This is a genomic window from Pseudomonas sp. BIGb0164 (genome assembly GCF_024810135.1).
Lineage (GTDB): Bacteria > Pseudomonadota > Gammaproteobacteria > Pseudomonadales > Pseudomonadaceae > Aquipseudomonas.
The window spans coordinates 224,410-240,600 of record NZ_JANUEA010000011.1 but is presented as its reverse complement, the minus strand read 5'-3'; the positions used below and the strand labels follow the sequence as shown (position 1 = coordinate 240,600).

General features: G+C 59.1%; 14 protein-coding genes. 10 read left to right on the top strand and 4 right to left on the bottom strand.

The genetic code is table 11. From position 1 onward, the window contains the following. Nucleotides 1-568 precede the first annotated feature (568 nt). From M2394_RS26750 to M2394_RS26740, 3 genes are all read left to right on the top strand, one after another. Nucleotides 569-820: a DUF6124 family protein gene (locus M2394_RS26750; RefSeq protein ID WP_259175156.1), complete on the top strand. Its 252-nt coding sequence runs from the start codon at nt 569-571 to the stop codon at nt 818-820. A gap of 113 nt (nt 821-933) precedes the next feature. Further along, nucleotides 934-1,959: a hypothetical protein gene (locus M2394_RS26745; RefSeq protein ID WP_259175155.1), complete on the top strand. Its 1,026-nt coding sequence runs from the start codon at nt 934-936 to the stop codon at nt 1,957-1,959. A gap of 135 nt (nt 1,960-2,094) precedes the next feature. Beyond that, nucleotides 2,095-3,528 carry a glycosyltransferase family 39 protein gene (locus tag M2394_RS26740; RefSeq protein WP_259175154.1) on the top strand — a complete coding sequence of 478 codons (1,434 nt, stop codon included), beginning with the start codon at nt 2,095-2,097 and terminating at the stop codon, nt 3,526-3,528. 15 nt (nt 3,529-3,543) lie between these two features. Here the strand turns inward: M2394_RS26740 and M2394_RS26735 are convergent, their stop codons facing one another. Beyond that, nucleotides 3,544-4,032: a TIGR00645 family protein gene (locus M2394_RS26735; protein WP_016976786.1), complete on the bottom strand. Its 489-nt coding sequence runs from the start codon at nt 4,030-4,032 to the stop codon at nt 3,544-3,546. Nucleotides 4,033-4,195: 163 nt separating this feature from the next. On the opposite strand from M2394_RS26735, the gene M2394_RS26730 reads away from it, so the two are divergent. Further along, nucleotides 4,196-6,019, top strand: coding sequence for a hypothetical protein (locus M2394_RS26730; protein WP_259175153.1), 1,824 nt, complete (start codon nt 4,196-4,198; stop codon nt 6,017-6,019). A gap of 3 nt (nt 6,020-6,022) precedes the next feature. Here the strand turns inward: M2394_RS26730 and M2394_RS26725 are convergent, their stop codons facing one another. Together M2394_RS26725 and M2394_RS26720 are read right to left on the bottom strand one after the other, a co-directional pair. Further along, nucleotides 6,023-6,352: a hypothetical protein gene (locus M2394_RS26725; RefSeq protein WP_178919521.1), complete on the bottom strand. Its 330-nt coding sequence runs from the start codon at nt 6,350-6,352 to the stop codon at nt 6,023-6,025. 317 nt (nt 6,353-6,669) lie between these two features. Next, nucleotides 6,670-9,108: a Lon protease family protein gene (locus M2394_RS26720; RefSeq protein WP_178919519.1), complete on the bottom strand. Its 2,439-nt coding sequence runs from the start codon at nt 9,106-9,108 to the stop codon at nt 6,670-6,672. Nucleotides 9,109-9,375: 267 nt separating this feature from the next. Here M2394_RS26720 and M2394_RS26715 point away from each other — a divergent pair, with 267 nt between their 5' ends. The 6 genes from M2394_RS26715 to M2394_RS26690 all read left to right on the top strand — a co-directional run bounded on the left by M2394_RS26715 (nt 9,376) and on the right by M2394_RS26690 (nt 14,644). Continuing rightward, nucleotides 9,376-9,864 carry a DUF3015 domain-containing protein gene (locus tag M2394_RS26715; RefSeq protein WP_176998451.1) on the top strand — a complete coding sequence of 163 codons (489 nt, stop codon included), beginning with the start codon at nt 9,376-9,378 and terminating at the stop codon, nt 9,862-9,864. 91 nt (nt 9,865-9,955) lie between these two features. Next, entirely contained in the window at nt 9,956-11,809 is a 1,854-nt protein-coding gene (locus M2394_RS26710) for a DUF4105 domain-containing protein (RefSeq protein ID WP_259175151.1), read from the top strand. Nucleotides 11,810-11,921: 112 nt separating this feature from the next. Further along, on the top strand, nt 11,922-12,221 hold the full coding sequence (locus tag M2394_RS26705; protein ID WP_259175150.1) for a chorismate mutase: 300 nt from the start codon (nt 11,922-11,924) through the stop codon (nt 12,219-12,221). A 216-nt stretch (nt 12,222-12,437) separates the two neighbouring features. Beyond that, complete coding sequence (locus M2394_RS26700) at nt 12,438-13,523, top strand: type I restriction endonuclease (RefSeq protein ID WP_259175149.1); 1,086 nt, start codon at nt 12,438-12,440, stop codon at nt 13,521-13,523. Nucleotides 13,524-13,728: 205 nt separating this feature from the next. Beyond that, on the top strand, nt 13,729-14,085 hold the full coding sequence (locus M2394_RS26695; protein WP_178919516.1) for a hypothetical protein: 357 nt from the start codon (nt 13,729-13,731) through the stop codon (nt 14,083-14,085). Nucleotides 14,086-14,155: 70 nt separating this feature from the next. Next, on the top strand, nt 14,156-14,644 hold the full coding sequence (locus M2394_RS26690) for a GreA/GreB family elongation factor (protein ID WP_259175148.1): 489 nt from the start codon (nt 14,156-14,158) through the stop codon (nt 14,642-14,644). Here M2394_RS26690 and gdhA read toward each other — a convergent pair. Then, nucleotides 14,641-15,978, bottom strand: coding sequence for an NADP-specific glutamate dehydrogenase (gene gdhA / locus M2394_RS26685; RefSeq protein WP_178919513.1), 1,338 nt, complete (start codon nt 15,976-15,978; stop codon nt 14,641-14,643). The two genes, M2394_RS26690 and gdhA, sit on opposite strands and share 4 nt — an antisense overlap. Nucleotides 15,979-16,191 lie beyond the last annotated feature (213 nt).

The window sequence follows — 16,191 nt, the reverse complement described above, 5'->3', positions numbered from 1 at the left end:
CCTGAGGGAAAGCAAGTGAAGCAAACAGCCGTTCTCATCGATGGTGGTTTTATCTTTCAACGCGTGCTGTTCTTTGGGCGAAAATACTTCAAAAATCCACTGCTACCGAGCGCAGAGCAACTGGCTCAAATCGTCAGAAAGCTGGTGAAGCTGCATTCGTCCAGAGTGGTGGGATGACCGGTCGCATGTACGCCACCAGATGAATGATGTCGCTGAGACCACATCAGCGTGAATCGGGTCAAAACGTCGTAAATCGGGGCTTCAGAATTTTCCTTCAAGCTACCGCGCCGTTGATGAACTGGCGCAGCTCGCACCGCAACGCTAACTTCCTCCAGTCGCGGCTCATCAGCGACCGGCTTTGACAGGCCGAAAAGTGTAACCTTTCACTCCCCCTTGATAAGACGGCATGCTTTACGCGTTCCGCTTCGTTCATGGCGGCTGTGCGTGGGGCATCTTCGGGTGCGCCGGGGTCCTACACTTCCGGTCTGTCAACCCGCGTAGAGCTGCCACCCATTCCTGTTTGACAGCAGGGGGGCGATAGCTCCTTAAACAGTGTGGGAGCTTCATCATGAAAAAGATCACCCCCAATCCACCCCCCGCAAACCTTTTCACCATCTCTCAGGGTATCTCCCCCGAAACGCTACTGATCCCAGCCAGCGAAACCCTCGCCTCACTCAACGCCATGACCACTGACCTGGCCTTCGAACTCGAAGGTGCCAGCCGCCACAAGCTGTTGGCCAGCCAGCAACTGATCGTGCTGGGCGAACTGCTGGTCGAGCGCGTCTTGGTCCTCACCCAAGACACACAAATATTCGAGTAACAAAAAAGGCCGAGGCGCGTTCAGCGACTCGGCCTTTTGCTGTCCATCTGGAATCCCCCCACACTTCCCATTACCCTGACCCCCTCTATCAGACAATCGGAAGTCCGATACCCGTGCTCAAGCCCCTCGCCGTTCTCCTGCTCACCTGCACCCCGCTGATCACCACCGCTGCCGACCTCGCCGGCGTGTGGCAAGGCACCTTGGGCAAATCCGCCATCACCGCGTGCTTCAACGGCGCGCATGGCGCCAATGGCAGTTACTATTATCAACGCATCCTCACGCCGATCCAGCTGACCCAAGCCAACGCGAGTGAACCCTGGGCCGAAGAAGGCAACAGCGGTTTCTGGCAACTGGACGAACCCCAGGGCGACACGCTGACCGGGACCTGGAGCAAGACCCCGGGCGGCAAGGGATTGGCGTTGTCGCTGAAACGCATAGACGTCGACAGCTGTGCCAGCGATGCCTACAACAACGCCATCGAAGCGCTGCCACCGCCGGTGAAGGTGGAGAAAAATACCTTCCATGAACACGCCTATCAGGTGAAAACCCAAGGCGGCCAGGTCATCCTCAAGCTCGAAGGTGACGGCGCGGCCATCGACAAGATCAACCGGGACTTGGCGCGCATGGCTATCAGCCCGGACGGCCAGACCGATTTCTATCGGGAGCGGCGCAATTCACTGGACCAGGGCGGCGGCACGTCGACCAGCGAGATCAGCGTGGAGCCGCACTACTGGTCCTCGCACTGGATCACCGTGCGGTTTTACCGCTGGACGGCCGGCTACGGTCGCGGTGGCATCAGTTGGGGCCTGCACACCTGGAACCTGCAAACCGGCGACAGCGTCGATCCGTGGACCTGGCTGGGTGGCCGTGAAGAATGGGACAACCCCTACTCCGGCCAGATCAAGTTGCCTGCGCCCTTCAGCGCATGGCTCGCCAAACAGACCAGCACTGACGAAGGCTGCCCGGCAGTGACCAGTTACTCCACCTTCGACTTGAGCTTCAATACCGAAGGGATGCAGCTTTCGACGCCCGCCCAGGGCGATGGCTGTGACAATGAACTGAGTTTTACCTGGGAACAGTTGGAGCCGGTGCTGACGGCAGAAGGCAGAGCCGCACTGCCGAGCCTGAAGGCTCCCTGATTGCAGGAGTAGGCACACAAGGGCGCCTTACAGAAAACTGACACTCATTCACGAAATATTCAGAAACGCTCACCGATACTAGCCGATTGCCACGGCCGTTCCCCCGAACGGTCCCTTGCCTCGGTTGCCAGTACTATGACGCGTCCTGCTCCTCTGCTGCTCCTGCTCGCTGGTTTGTTGTTCTTTTTTGCCCTGGGTAACCATGAACTGCAGGGCTCCACCGAAGCCCGCGTCGCCGGGATCGCCATGGCCATGCACCTGGACAACAACTGGGTGGTGCCCCAGTTGTTTCGTGAACCCTTCCTTGAAAAACCGCCCCTGAGCCTGTGGCTGGACGCCGGCGCCATTCGCCTGTTTGGCGCCAGCACCGGCGCGGTGCGCCTGGCCTCGGCATTTGCCGGGCTGTTCAGCGTGATGCTGTTCTACGGGATGCTGCGCACCTTTGGCCGCCCGAAAACATTGGCCTTCTGCGCAGCCCTGATCCTCGCGACCATGGCCAGTTACTGGGGCAACGTACGTGGTGTTGGCGAGGACTCCTTGCTCAGCCTGGGCGTGACCACTGCATTGCTGGGGTTCTATCAGGCGGTACGACCCGACCGCCAAGGCTCCAGTGTTTGGGCATGGGCGTTGTTTACTGCCGGGATGGTCATCGCCACCCTGAGCAAGGGCGTGCTGGGCCTGGCAATGCCGGGCATTGTGATCTTCGTGTACCTGATCGTGACCACGGTGATGGACAAGCGCCTGCGTATCGGTGACTGGCTCAAACCGGGGCTGTTCACCTTGCTGGCGCTGGTGCCGCTGATGATCTGGCTGGGTTTCCTGTTCCAGCGCGGTGGGATGCAGGCCGTGGGCGAAGTGTTGTGGACCAACAGCGTTGGCCGCTTCAGCGGTTCATTCGTCGAGGCTGGGCATTACGAGCCGTTCTACTACTACATCGCCAAGCTGCCCGAAGCGTTCCTGCCGTGGAACATCCTGGTGTACCTGGGGCTTTGGCACTTCCGAAAAAGCCTGGTGCGCAACCGCTACTACCTGTTTTTCAGCATCTGGCTGGTGGCGCAATTCACCCTGCTGTCCCTGGCCTCCAGCAAGCGCACGGTGTACCTCATGGCGCTGACGCCGGCCGCGGCCGTGCTGGCCGCCGAATACGCTCGGGTCCTGTTGGAGTGGGCCAAGCAGCACAAGCCGTCGCTGTACACACACCATAAGGCGGTGATCGGCAGCGTGTTCACCCTGGCGGTCGCTTGCTACCTGATTGCAGCCTTCTGGTTTGCGCCCAAAGCGGACGTGCGCCAGTCCTTCGTCCCGGTGATCAGCCAGGTGCAGGCGCTGCAAGCGCAAGGAAAGGAAGTGGTGCTGTTCCAGCCCAACGAGCGAATTGCCGGGGCCAGCGTGTTCTATCTGCAGGCTTACTTGCCGATCCTGCAAACCGAGGCGCAGTTGCGCACATTCCTCACGGCCAAGCCGGGCAACGTGGCGCTGATGGACCGTACCGAACAACTGACCGAGAAGGTCACGGTCATCAAGCAGATGTCGATCAATCGCCAGCCTTACTACTTCGTCGAGCAGTAAGGCCGCCGCAAGGCATCAGTGCTTGGTGACCTTGTCCAGGTAACCCATGGCGAACGCCGAGATCACGAAGGTCATGTGGATGATGACGTACCACATCAGATGCTGCGGATCGACGTTCTTGGCGTCCATGAAGATGCGCAGCAGGTGGATGGAGGAAATCGCCACGATGGACGCCGCCACCTTCATCTTCAGCGACGAAGAGTCCATGGTGCCCAGCCAGTTGAGCTTTTCCTTGCTCTCATCGATATCCAGCTGCGAGACGAAGTTCTCGTAGCCGGAGATCATCACCATCACCAGCAAGCCGCCGACCAGGGCCATGTCGATCAACGACAGCAGCACCAGGATCAGCTCGGACTCGGCCATCGAGAACACGCTCGGCAGCAGGTGAATCACTTCCTGGAAGAATTTCAGCGCCAGCGCCAGCAACCCCAGGGACAAGCCGAAATAGATTGGCGCCAGCAGCCAGCGCGAGGCGTACATAGCATTTTCGATAAAGCGTTCCATTGGATCTCACACAGCTTGGCTAAAAATGGCCGCGAGTATACCAGCCGCTACAGAACACCTGTCACCGCGAGAAAACTGACCTGGGCGGCATCTGTAAGAGAATTTTTCTGCTAGTGTCGAGCCCATCAAATCGGCTCACTGACGTCGAACAGGAAAAACTCAGATGATGGATGTGCGATCCCATTTGGCCACTATCGGCCTGGGTGCGATGCTGTTGATGAGCGGCGGCTGCTCCCCCAAAGAAGAGCAGAAGCAAGCCACCCTCGAAGAGAGAACCGCCAAGTTCGAGCAGTCCCTGGACAGCATCCAGGACCCCAAGCTGCGCGACGCCATCGCCGACCTCGGCGGTTCGCTGCTCCTGCTGGAGCGGGCGCGCGTGAAGCTCGCCGAAAAGCCCGTCGAAGCCGAATACGGCGAAGACACCCTGGCCCTGATCAAACACTACCCCACACCACAAGCCTTGGTGGACACCTACATCAACGGCCTGTTCGTGCTGCGCAAAGCCTCGCACTCCGACTACCTGACCGATCTGCAGCCGGTCTTCCCGTTCAACTTCAACAGCCCCGACCAGTTCCCTTTCCCCCATGGCCTGGAATGGCAGTCGGTGACCTTGAGCAACAACAAGGTCATACCCTTCCAGCCTGAATGGTCGGAAACCGACCCGGGCATCCAACTGAGCCCCAGCAGTTCCAACCTGACCAACCCCGACGACCTGACGGTGACCTACCCGTTCATCGATGGCGTAGAGACCGAGAACAAGAGCCAGCCGCAACCGGTCAGCCTCAAGGGCGCGGTCGAAGTGATTGCACCCGGCAAAGTGCTGACCTTCGACCTGTCGAAAAAAGACGTGGGCCGCAAACGCACCGAGGGCACTATCACCCTCAACTTGCTGCGGCTTGAAAAGAACTACGCCGAGATCGAACTGACCAACAGCGAACCCCTGGCGCCGGAAGTGGGCGACGAATCGCCGACCCCCCTGCTGGTGCAGGCTCGGGACACCACCGGGCAATTCCTCACCCGCGCGGGCTCGATCAACGAGAGCAGCGCCCAGGTGGCGTTCTACGAGAAACAGCTGGCCGAGATGCAAAAGCAGAAGGCCTGGTCCGACGCATTTGAAAAGCAGCTGGACGACGAACAAAAGGCGTTCGAGCACAAACAGAGCAGCCACTACGCCAAGGTGTACTTCAACGGCGTGATCGATAGCCTGCAGGTCAACGTTCTGGACTTCTCCAAGGCCACGGTCACGCACAAGGACCTTGACCTGCCGGTGTTGCGCTTCGACAAGAACAGCCTGCAAAAAAACGTGCAAGCCTTGCCGATGCCCGTCACGGTGTATGACGACAGCGCCGCCAACTGGCTCAAGGACGCGACCCTGACCGAAGACCAACTGAAAAAAAGCGTCACCATCACCCAGTCGACCGAAGACGCCAGCGCCGCGCACATCGTGTTCGACCACCCGTTCACCTTCAACGACGACCTGATCGGCAGCGAACGCAACAGCAGCGAAGCGCCCATCACCTTTTTCACGGCCGACGACAAGGGCGAGCGCGGCGAACCCATCGAGTTGCCAGCCGAAGCGTTTGAGCTGGACGCAGCCCGTGGCACGCTGACCTACGACCTCAACCTGTTCCCGGAAAACCCGGCGTTCGTGGTGGGTTCGATCCCGCTGTTCCTGGCCAACATCGAAAAAGCCACGATTGACGTCGCCAAGTTGCCCAAGGGCCTGACACTCAAGGACAACGCGCTGATCGTCGACCAGAAGGCATTCCCGTCCGACAGCTGGCGCTTTTACGCCAAGGACGCCAGCGGCAACTACCTCAAGGAAATCCTCGGCGTCAGCCACCGCGCCGAGGAGTACGGCACGGCGATGTTTGACGTGCACTATTTCTACGGCCAGCCGACCGTGCTGGAAAGCTACCAGCGCACCGACCTGAATACCGTGCAGTACGGCTTCGAGGTCAAGCTGGACAAGCCGCCGGCGCAATAACCTTCAGTGATGGGTATCACTGACGGTCTGTGAACGCCCGCCGTTGAGCTGTCGCAGGTGGGCCTGCATGTGCAGGCTCCAGATCTGCGGGTCGCCCGCTTTCTCGTAGCCGTGCAGCGTGAGGCTGTCGACAATCGATTCCAGGATGGTTTCTGCCACGAAGGGCCCATGAAACGGGCCCTGGGACTTGATGGTGGACGGCTGTTCGCCGGTCATTCCGGCCGCAAACAGCAAGGTCCACATCCCGTTATCCCCGGCGAGCGGGCGAATGGAGCATTCGATACGGGTGACCAGGCCCAGGCATTGACGGGTAAGGCAAAGGTTGCGCGGCATGGCGGCGACCCTCGGTAGATCGGTGTTCAACCTCAGCGCATGGCGAGGCTGTCTCTATCCAGCGACTCCTGTGGATATCCCTTGAGCAGAGAATAGAAGAAAACCGCGACAAACCAAGGTTGTAGGGACCAACGGGCGTTGGCCCCTGATGAACGAGTCAAAAATATGGCGAACTGCCCGCTATTTCCAAATACACCACTGAACCATGTGGGAGCGGGCTTGCTCGCGAATGCGGTGGATCAGCCACTTATAAGTCGACTGACACACCGCCTTCGCGAGCAAGCCCGCTCCCACATTGACTGCACTCCGACTAAAAATCAGGTGGGTTTGGCTTCGGCCAGTGCTTGCTGTGCCAGCTCCTTTTCCGCCTCTTTCAGGTCTTCCTCGCTGATCATCTCGGCAATCGCACGCAAGCGCTCGACCACACGGGCATTGACGGTGCCCTCCGGGAATTGCCCCTCGGCATCCGGCTCACCGGCATCCTCGCCCACCAACAGGCTCAACGCCTCGTCCGCCTGGCGCACCGCATAAATATGGAACTGCCCGGCCCGCACCGCCTGCAGCACCTTCTCATCGAGCATCAGCGTGGCCACGTTGGCCTGGGGAATGATCGCCCCTTGCTCACCGGTCAAGCCGCGCGCTTCGCACAGGCGGAAGAAGCCTTCGATTTTCTCGTTGACCCCGCCCACCGCCTGCACTTCGCCGAACTGGTTGATCGAGCCGGTAATGGCAAAGCACTGCTTGAGCGGCGTCTTCGACAGGGCCGAAATCAAGGTGCAGGCCTCGCCCAGGGACGCACTGTCGCCGTCCACATAACCGTAGGACTGCTCCAGCGCGATGCTCGCCGAGATGGCCAACGGGAATTCCTGGGCATAACGGCTGCCCAGGTAACCGGTGAGGATCATCACGCCCTTGGAGTGAATCGGCTGGCCGAGGTTGACCTCACGCTCGATGTCGACAATGCCGCTGCCGCCCGGGTACACCGTGGCGGAAATCCGCGCCGGCACGCCGAAGGCCGAGTCGCCGACTTCCAACACCGTCAGCCCGTTGCACTTGCCCACAGCGGCACCTGCGGTGTCGATCAGAATGACCCCGGCGAGCATGTCGTCGAGAATCCGCGCCGACACGCGCCCGGTGCGCGTGGCCTTGGCCTTGAGCGCCCGCTCGATATGCCCCGCGTCGGTCATCTCGTCGCCCGCCAGGTGACGGATGAAATCCGCCTCGCTGACCAGCTGGAACAAGTCGCCAATACGCGCCGACAAACGGCCCTGGTGCTCGGCCAAGCGTGCGCTGTAGGTGGCCAGGCGCGCCACCGCGTCCGACGTCAGCGGCGCCATGCCTTCTTCCGAGGTGCGGGTTTTGAGCAACTGGGCGAACTGCTCCAGGCTCTCGTCCACCATCGGGATGTCTTCGTCGAAGTCCACCAGCACCCGGAACATCTCCTGGAAGTCCGGATCGGCGTCTTGCAGCGCGTAGTACAACTGGCGCGAACCGATGATGATCACCTTGACCTGCAACGGGATCATCTGCGGGTTGAGCGTGACGGTGGCCAGGCGGCCCAGTTCGCCCAACGGCGACTCCATCTTCAGCTTGCGCGACTGCAGGGAACGCTTGAGCGCATCCCACACAAATGGCTCGCCGAGCATTTTCTCGGCTTCGAGGATCAAGAAGCCGCCATTGGCGCGGTGCAAAGCGCCAGGGCGCAATTGCCGGTAGGTGGTGTAGAGCGCGCCCTGGTCGGTGCTGTACTCGATACGACCAAACAGGTTGTCGTAGGTCGGGTGCGGTTCAAACACCACCGGCGCGCCGCCGTTGATCGGGTGGCCCACCACCAGGCTCGGGCAGTATTGCTCCTCAAGCAGCTTGCGCGCCTGGGCGTCGGTCTTGGCATCATCCACCAATTGCTCGACCACGGTTTTCAGCAGGTACACCTGCATGGCTTGCAGGTAGCCGCAGACTGCCGCGTTTTCTGCGTACTTTTCCGACAGCGGTGAGAGCAACGGCTGCAGGGCCAGGGTGATGGTTTCTTCGTTGAACTGACGCAGTTGGTTGTTCGACTCGCGCTTCCACTGCGGCAGGCTGGCCAACTCTTCGTTGAGGCGCTCTTCCAACTCGGAAATATCCGTGTGGAAGCGCTCGCGGTCGGCCTCCGGCAGCTGCGAAAACTCGGCTTCGTCCAGCGCCTTGCCGTCGAGCATCGGGGTGAAGGCGATGTTCGAACTGTCGCGGTACAGCGCCACGTCCTTTTCCAATGCCAGGCGTTCGATCACGTCCAGGGCCTTGTCGTAGCGCTGGTTGAAGGCGCGGTCGATGGCACTTTTGCGCTGTTGGTAGGTGGGGTGTTCGAACACGGCCGGGAAGGTGGCCACCAGGTTGTCGATCAACCCGCTGATGTCACTGATGAACGCCGCCGCGCCGCCCGCTGGCAATTCCAGCGCACGGGGTTCGCGGGGCTCATCGAAATTATTCACATAGACCCAGTCCGACGGGGTCTGCAGGCGTTTACCTTCTGCCTTCAGGTAGCGTTTGACGAACGAAAAGCGGCCAGTACCGGGCTCGCCCATGACAAACACGTTGTAACCGGGGCGTGGCATGGCCACACCGAACTGCAAGGCTTCAACCGCACGTTCCTGGCCAAGCACACCGCGAAAGGGCTCCAAATCATTGGTGGTCGAGAAGCTGAACTGTTCAGCGGAAAAAGGACGAGTCAGCGCTTCGGGCGCTAGACGCAAGCTGGCAGCAACAGGATCAGGCATCGGGCTTCCTTACATCAGGCGGGGCAGATAACGGCATTCTGGCTCTCGCTTGCGCGCTCTGGCAAGGCGAGCCTTTGGGAAAGCATAGACACGGGAGGCGTCCTACAAATAATTCGCGACATCGCTGATTGTTTTATAAAAAATCACGGAACCCCGGGAACGTGCCTAAACTCCAAACTGCGCGGGTTGGACTAATAACCGATCCCTAGGGCGCTGCAACGCGCCTGAACCCTTGTCCATTGGTTTGCACACAAAGAGAACAAAGCTATGAAACGGATCCTTCTTGGTACTCTCTTCACCGTCGTCTCCCTCAATGCAATGGCAGAAGCACCAGGCGGCCCGAACTGCGGTTGGGGCAACATGTTGTTTGAAGGCCAACGCGGTACTCCCGCTCACTTCCTGGCGTCCACCACCAACGGCACCTCCGGTAACGCCACTTTCGGCATGACCTCGGGCACCAACGGTTGCAGCACCAACAGCGCCCTGACTTATGGCGGCAAGTCCTGGATTGCCATGAATGGCATGATGAACGAGCTGTCCGAAGACATGGCCAAAGGCAATGGCGAAGCACTGACCACCTACGCGGTGGTACTGGGCGTTGCTCCAGAAGATCGCGAGCACTTCGCTGCCGTGACCCACGAGCACTTCCAACAGATCTTCAGCAAAGCCGACGTGACCGCTGACGACGTGCACACCAACACCCTCGCCGTCCTCAAGGGCGACGCCCGCCTGGCGAAATACGCCACCCAGGCTTAAGCTCGACCTGCCCGCGCCTTTCGAGGTGCGGGCTTTATTTTTGGACCCGCCTCCCCTTTGGGTCTCACTTTTTACGACTTAAGTTGCCCCTATGCTCAAACGCTTTGCCCTGTTGGCACTCTTCGCCTGCGCCCCGCTGTACGCGGCCCCGCATATTGATGATCAACGTTTGCAGCAACTGGCCAATGATCCGTTCTGGCTGTCCCTGGGCCATTACGAAGCCGGCAAGCTCAAGGGCTGGCGCAGTTACGTCAGCGACAAGAAATTCTTCCTCGCCCCCGACGGCGCCCACCATCCGGACGCCGAACTCAAGGCCACCGTTGACGCGTTGTACGCGCCGGCCAGCCTGGGCGAAAAACACGCTCAATGCGTTTACCCCGCACGCACCCGCTGGCTCAAGGATCAGTTACAACTGACCGACCTGCCTGCTGTGGACTGCAAAGAATTCAAGCAATGGTTCAAGGACGTCGCCCCCCATAGCGCGGTGATGATCTTCCCGGCGGCCTACCTCAACAGCCCGTCCTCCATGTTCGGTCACACCCTGCTGCGCATCGACCAGGCCGACGTGCAACGGGACAAGACCGCCCTGCTCAGCTACGCGATCAACTTCGGCGCCTACATCGAAGGTTCGGACAACAGCATCCTCTACGCCTGGAAAGGCCTGATGGGCGGCTACCCCGGTCTGTTCGCCCTGGTGCCCTACCAGGAAAAACTCTCCGAGTACCGTAGCCTGGAAAACCGCGACCTGTGGGAATACCGCTTGAACCTGACCCAGGTCGAGACCGAGCGCATGGTCGAGCACGTGTGGGAGCTCAAGCAGATCCAGTTCGATTACTTCTTCTTCGATGAAAACTGCTCCTACCGCCTGCTGGAGCTGCTGCAAGTGGCCCGCCCCGGGCTGCGCCTGACCGAGCAATTCCCGCTGACCGCCATCCCCACCGATACGGTCAAGGCGGTAAAGGATGCAGGGCTGGTGGAAAAGATCGACTACCGCCCTTCCCGCGAGCGCGAGCTGCTGGAGCGCGCCAAACCGCTGAGCAGTGAAGAGCAACAATGGGTACTCAAGGTCAGCGATGACCAGAAGCAACTGCAGGAGCCGGCCTTCAAGGCCCTGCCCCGCGAGCGCCAGGCCCTGATCATCGACGCCGCCTACCGCCTGGGCCGCTACCGCGCCAACGGTTTGGAGCGTGACACCGAACGCTCCCAACGCAGTTTCGAACTGCTGCGTGCGATCAACCAGAACCCGGCGCCCGACCTGAACGTCGAACGTCCCGGCCTGCCGGAAGACGGCCATGAGTCCCGCACTTGGCAAGCAGGTATCGGCACTCGTGGCGATAAAGCCTTCGGTGAATACGGCCTGCGCATGGCCTACCACGACCTCAACGACAACGCCGAAGGCTTCCCCCTCGGCGCGCAGATCGAAATCCTGCAGATGAAACTGCGCCAGTACGAAGGCAATCACTGGCAACTTCAGCAACTGGACCTCGCCACCATCCGCTCCCTGACCCCGCGCAATGCCTTGTTGCAGCCGTGGTCCTGGCAAGTCACCGGCGGCCTGGAGCGGGTACCCGGCAAGCACGACGACGAAACCCTGGTGGCCCACGTCAACGGTGGCGCCGGCGGTACGTGGCAACTGAGTGACGACATGCTCGGCTTCGCCCTCGGCACCGTGCGCGTGGAACACAACAACGACTTCAGCGAAGCCATCTCCCCCGCGGCCGGCTTCAACACCGGCGTTTTGTGGAAAAACCCGCTGGGTAACCTGAGCCTGGAAGCCAAGGGCGACTTCTTCACCAACGGCGAAGTGCGCCGCAGCCTCAGCCTGAACCAGCAATGGGAACTGTCCCGCAACCTGGGCCTGCGCCTGAGTGCCCAACGCGAGTACAGCCACCTGTCCACCCCGGTGAACGAAGTGCTGCTGGAAGTGAAGTGGTATCACTACTGACCCCAAAAACTGTAGGAGCCGGCTTGCCGGCGATCGCATCACCTCGCGGCAACTGATACACCGAGGGGCCCGCATCGCCGGCAAGCCGGCTCCTACAAGGAGATCTACCAACATGGCCGTTACCTGCTCCACCCTCGAAGAAGTCCGCAGCAACATCGACCGCCTCGACCAGCAAATCGTCACCCTGCTGGCAGAGCGCGGCCACTACGTCTCCCAAGCCGCGCGCTTTAAAAAAGACACCGACAGCGTCAAGGCGCCGCAGCGCGTCGAACAGGTGATCGCCAAAGTGCGAGCGTTATCCCAAACGGTAGGTGCCAACCCGGAGGTCACCGAGCAGGTGTACCGCGCAATGATTGCCGCGTTTATCAGGCAGGAATTGGAAGAGCATGCCGCGCTGATAGAAAGCCGCTAAAAATTACCAAATTTATCCGTCCCTTCAGAAACTTCTTCAGCCTTCTTCAAGTTACTGATAACTAAGCAGGAAATCTTGAAGGTTTTTTAGCTTTTTTGAGGAATCAAAGACTTGCTTGGGCTTAGCCTCGCTTTATGAAAATTTATGTCTAGTCTCGGATAGCAATCACATTGCCACCACGTCTATACACGGATCTGAATAGGTAAGAGGCTTACTATGGAATTTTTTGAAAAGCTCATGAGTCTGGCTGCAAAGGTTCGGTTGCAAGGCCCCGCCATTCAAACAGAAGAAGCGACAAAAAATGCTTTTGTAATGCCGTTCATCAATACGGTGTTGGGCTATGACGTATTTGACCCGCAGGAAGTAATGCCTGAATTTGTTTGCGATGTAGGCACGAAGAAAGGCGAAAAAATCGATTACGCGATCATGAAGGATGGCGAGGTTCAGATACTCATCGAATGCAAAAAAATCGGCGAGTCATTGAGCATCAATCACGCGTCTCAGCTTTTTCGATACTTTCATGTCACCAGCGCAAGAATCTCAATTCTCACTAATGGCCAGGTCTACAGGTTTTTTACCGACTTGGACGCGCCCAATAAAATGGACGAAAAGCCATTCTTGGAATTGGATCTCCTGGATATTGATGAATATTCGGTGCCGGAACTGATCAAGCTTACCAAGTCGGCGTTCGATGTAGAGTCCATCATCAACGCCGCTGGGGAGTTGAAGTACGTCAGCCAGCTCAAAAAGCTCATCGGCACTCAAGTCAGCAAGCCAGAAGATGACTTTGTAAAATTCTTCGCATCTCGTGTCTACGAAGGGGTCATCACGCAAAAGGTGCGCGAGCAGTTTTTCGAACTGACTCGAAAAGCCTTGGCTCAGTTCTTGAATGATCAGATCAATGATCGCCTGAAGTCGGCAATGAGCGGGGCTATTCAACCAACAATGGCTTCAATACCTGTAGCAAACAGCACAAATGCAGATGCACAGGATAGAGACGAATCAGAAGACAAGATTCTTACTACGTTAGAGGAGCTGGAGGGTTATCACATCGTCCGGGCCGTCGTCCGCTCAGTGGTCGATGCTAAACGGATCGTTCAGCGAGATACACAGAGCTATTTTGGGATATTGCTGGACGACAACAACCGTAAGCCGATTTGCCGCCTTCATTTCAATCGCAGCCAGAAATATCTAGGCATATTCGACCAGGAAAAAAATGAGACACGACATGCGATCTCGTCCATTGATGAAATTTACGAGTACGCGGATCACCTTAAAAAGACTGTGGGCTACTACGAGTAAAACCTGACGACTATCGACAGGATGATGAATATGTAGTGAGCGGGCTTGCCCCGCGCGGGGCAAGCCCGCTCACTACAAAAGCATCACCAGGCCCTAGCAAGCCAGCGCCGACGGACCACACCGTTCTCACCTTCCTTTCACATCTCTCCGACGAATCCCCTTCTAGACTTCCCCTATCAGCCGTGACACGGCGAGGGAGCAGGCGATGTGGCGGTATGCGGTAATGCTGTGTGCGATGGTGTGGTTGGCCGGTTGCCAGTCCACCCATCAGGATTTGCTGGCCAAGGGTTATCCACCGGCCTTTGCCGATGGCTTTGACGACGGTTGCAGCAGCGGCCGCCAGGCGGCTGGAGTGATCAGCGGGGAGTTTCGCAAGAATGTGCCGCGTTACCTCAAGGACCGCGAGTACGCCGAAGGCTGGGAGGATGGCTTCCGCCAGTGCAAGGCCATGCGTGAAAACGAAGAGTTGCGCGACTACAAGGACCATCACTGGGACGACCGTGAGCGCGCCTGGCAGCAGGAGAAGGACCGCGACGCCGCCAGGGCCTATCGCTCGCAATAGGTCGCTTTCAGACATTCATCGAAACTAAAGCGCGGCGACTATGGCCCAAACGCCATAGAGGGAGAACGTCATGAGCCGAGCTTTTGTGAATGAAGACAGTGCCGCCGCTCAGGCTGACCAGCCGGTGGAGCGCCAGGTCAGTGAGCAGCCCAACCGGGTGACGGCCCAAGGGTTGGCGCAGTTGCAGGCCAAGGTGGCGCAGTTGCAGCAGGCGTACAGCGTCGAATCTGCCAAAGATGACAAACAGCGCCTGGCCGACCTTGAGCGCGATCTGCGCTACTTCAATCAACGGGTGCAAAGCGCCCAGGTCGTCGCACCGGCGACTTCCACCGACAAAGTACAGATCGGCAGTTGGGTCACCTTCGCCAATGAACAGGATGAGCAGCAGCGCATCCAGCTGGTCGGCGAAGACCAGGCCGATGCCACTGCACACTTGATCAACTGGGGCTCACCGTTGGGCCGTGCATTACTGGGCGCCCGGCTCGGCGACGAGGTGCTGTGGAAACGCCCCGTCGGCGATCAGTTGATCGAAGTGCTGCTGATCGAGCCCGAGGCTTAGACGATGCCTTGGGCCAGCATCGCGTCGGCGACTTTTACGAAGCCGGCGATGTTCGCGCCTTTCACGTAGTTGACCCGGCCGTTTTCTTCGCCGTAGTGCACGCACGCATGGTGGATCGACTGCATGATGTTGTGCAGCTTGCTGTCCACTTCACCGGCGGTCCACAGCAGGCGCATGGCGTTCTGCGACATTTCCAGCCCGCTCACGGCCACGCCACCGGCGTTGGAGGCTTTGCCCGGGGCAAACAGAATGCCCGCGTCGATAAAGATATCCACAGCCTCCAGCGTGGTCGGCATGTTGGCGCCTTCGGCCACGCAGATGCAGCCATTGCGCAACAGGGTGCGCGCGGCCTCGGCGTCGAGTTCGTTCTGGGTCGCACAGGGCAGGGCAATATCACACGCCAGCTGCCAAGGGGTCTGGCCCTTGCGGAACTCCAGGCCGAAGCGCTCAGCCAGTTCGCTGATACGCCCGCGCTGGACGTTCTTCAGTTCCAGCAGGGCCGACCATTGCGCCTCAGTCAAACCGCTTTCGGCGTAAAGAGTGCCTTCGGAGTCGGACAGGGAAATCACCTTGCCGCCCAGGTCCATGACTTTACGCGCTGCGTATTGCGCCACGTTGCCCGAACCCGACACCGCCACGCGCTTGCCTTCCACCCGCTGGCTGTTGCGCTTGAGCATCTCTTCGGCGAAGTACACACAGCCGAAACCGGTGGCTTCCGGGCGGATCAGGCTGCCGCCGTAGTTCATGCCCTTGCCGGTCAATACGGAGGTGAACTGGTTGCTCAGGCGCTTGTACTGGCCGAACAGGAAGCCGATTTCACGGGCGCCCACGCCGATATCGCCGGCCGGTACGTCCACGTCTGCGCCGATATGGCGGTACAGCTCGCTCATGAAGGCTTGGCAGAAGCGCATCACTTCGGCGTCGCTCTTGCCCTTGGGGTCGAAGTCCGAGCCGCCCTTGCCCCCGCCCATGGGCAACGAGGTCAGGGAGTTCTTGAAGGTCTGCTCGAAGGCGAGGAATTTCAGCACACCCAGGTTCACCGAAGGGTGGAACCGCAGGCCGCCCTTGTAGGGACCGATGGCGCTGTTCATCTGGATGCGGAACCCACGATTGACCTGAACCTTGCCGTGATCATCCACCCACGACACCCGGAAGGTAATGGCACGTTCCGGCTCGCAGATGCGCTCCAGGATGCCCGACGTCAGGTAGTGGGGGTTGGCTTCAAGAAACGGCCAGAGGCTGCGTAGGACTTCTTCTACGGCCTGATGAAATTCCGGCTGGTCCGGGTCGCGTTTCTTGAGGCGAGAAAGGAAAGATTCGACAGATTCGATCATGGGAAGTCTCGGCAAATTGATTGTTTTTAAATGAGATTGAGCCGGACCTTAGCAACTCATGTCGCACCTGAAAAGGGCAAAATGTCGCCTTTGTGAATTTAAATGGTGCATTAGATATAAATAAATCAGGAAAACAGGACTTTTGTGCACCTTAAAAGGGATTGCCAACCCTAGGCATGCACCAGCCTGTAAATTGTCTTCGCAGGCGAGCCA

Excerpts from the sequence above, each read along its gene's own strand:
- M2394_RS26705 (WP_259175150.1), top strand. The coding sequence starts at position 11,922 with ATGGCCGTTACCTGCTCCACCCTCGAAGAAGTCCGCAGCAACATCGAC.
- M2394_RS26730 (WP_259175153.1), top strand. The coding sequence starts at position 4,196 with ATGATGGATGTGCGATCCCATTTGGCCACTATCGGCCTGGGTGCGATG.
- M2394_RS26690 (WP_259175148.1), top strand. The coding sequence starts at position 14,156 with ATGAGCCGAGCTTTTGTGAATGAAGACAGTGCCGCCGCTCAGGCTGAC.
- M2394_RS26740 (WP_259175154.1), top strand. The coding sequence starts at position 2,095 with ATGACGCGTCCTGCTCCTCTGCTGCTCCTGCTCGCTGGTTTGTTGTTC.
- M2394_RS26700 (WP_259175149.1), top strand. The coding sequence starts at position 12,438 with ATGGAATTTTTTGAAAAGCTCATGAGTCTGGCTGCAAAGGTTCGGTTG.
- M2394_RS26710 (WP_259175151.1), top strand. The coding sequence starts at position 9,956 with ATGCTCAAACGCTTTGCCCTGTTGGCACTCTTCGCCTGCGCCCCGCTG.
- M2394_RS26715 (WP_176998451.1), top strand. The coding sequence starts at position 9,376 with ATGAAACGGATCCTTCTTGGTACTCTCTTCACCGTCGTCTCCCTCAAT.
- M2394_RS26750 (WP_259175156.1), top strand. The coding sequence starts at position 569 with ATGAAAAAGATCACCCCCAATCCACCCCCCGCAAACCTTTTCACCATC.
- gdhA (WP_178919513.1), bottom strand. The coding sequence starts at position 15,978 with ATGATCGAATCTGTCGAATCTTTCCTTTCTCGCCTCAAGAAACGCGAC.
- M2394_RS26695 (WP_178919516.1), top strand. The coding sequence starts at position 13,729 with ATGTGGCGGTATGCGGTAATGCTGTGTGCGATGGTGTGGTTGGCCGGT.
- M2394_RS26735 (WP_016976786.1), bottom strand. The coding sequence starts at position 4,032 with ATGGAACGCTTTATCGAAAATGCTATGTACGCCTCGCGCTGGCTGCTG.
- M2394_RS26725 (WP_178919521.1), bottom strand. The coding sequence starts at position 6,352 with ATGCCGCGCAACCTTTGCCTTACCCGTCAATGCCTGGGCCTGGTCACC.
- M2394_RS26720 (WP_178919519.1), bottom strand. The coding sequence starts at position 9,108 with ATGCCTGATCCTGTTGCTGCCAGCTTGCGTCTAGCGCCCGAAGCGCTG.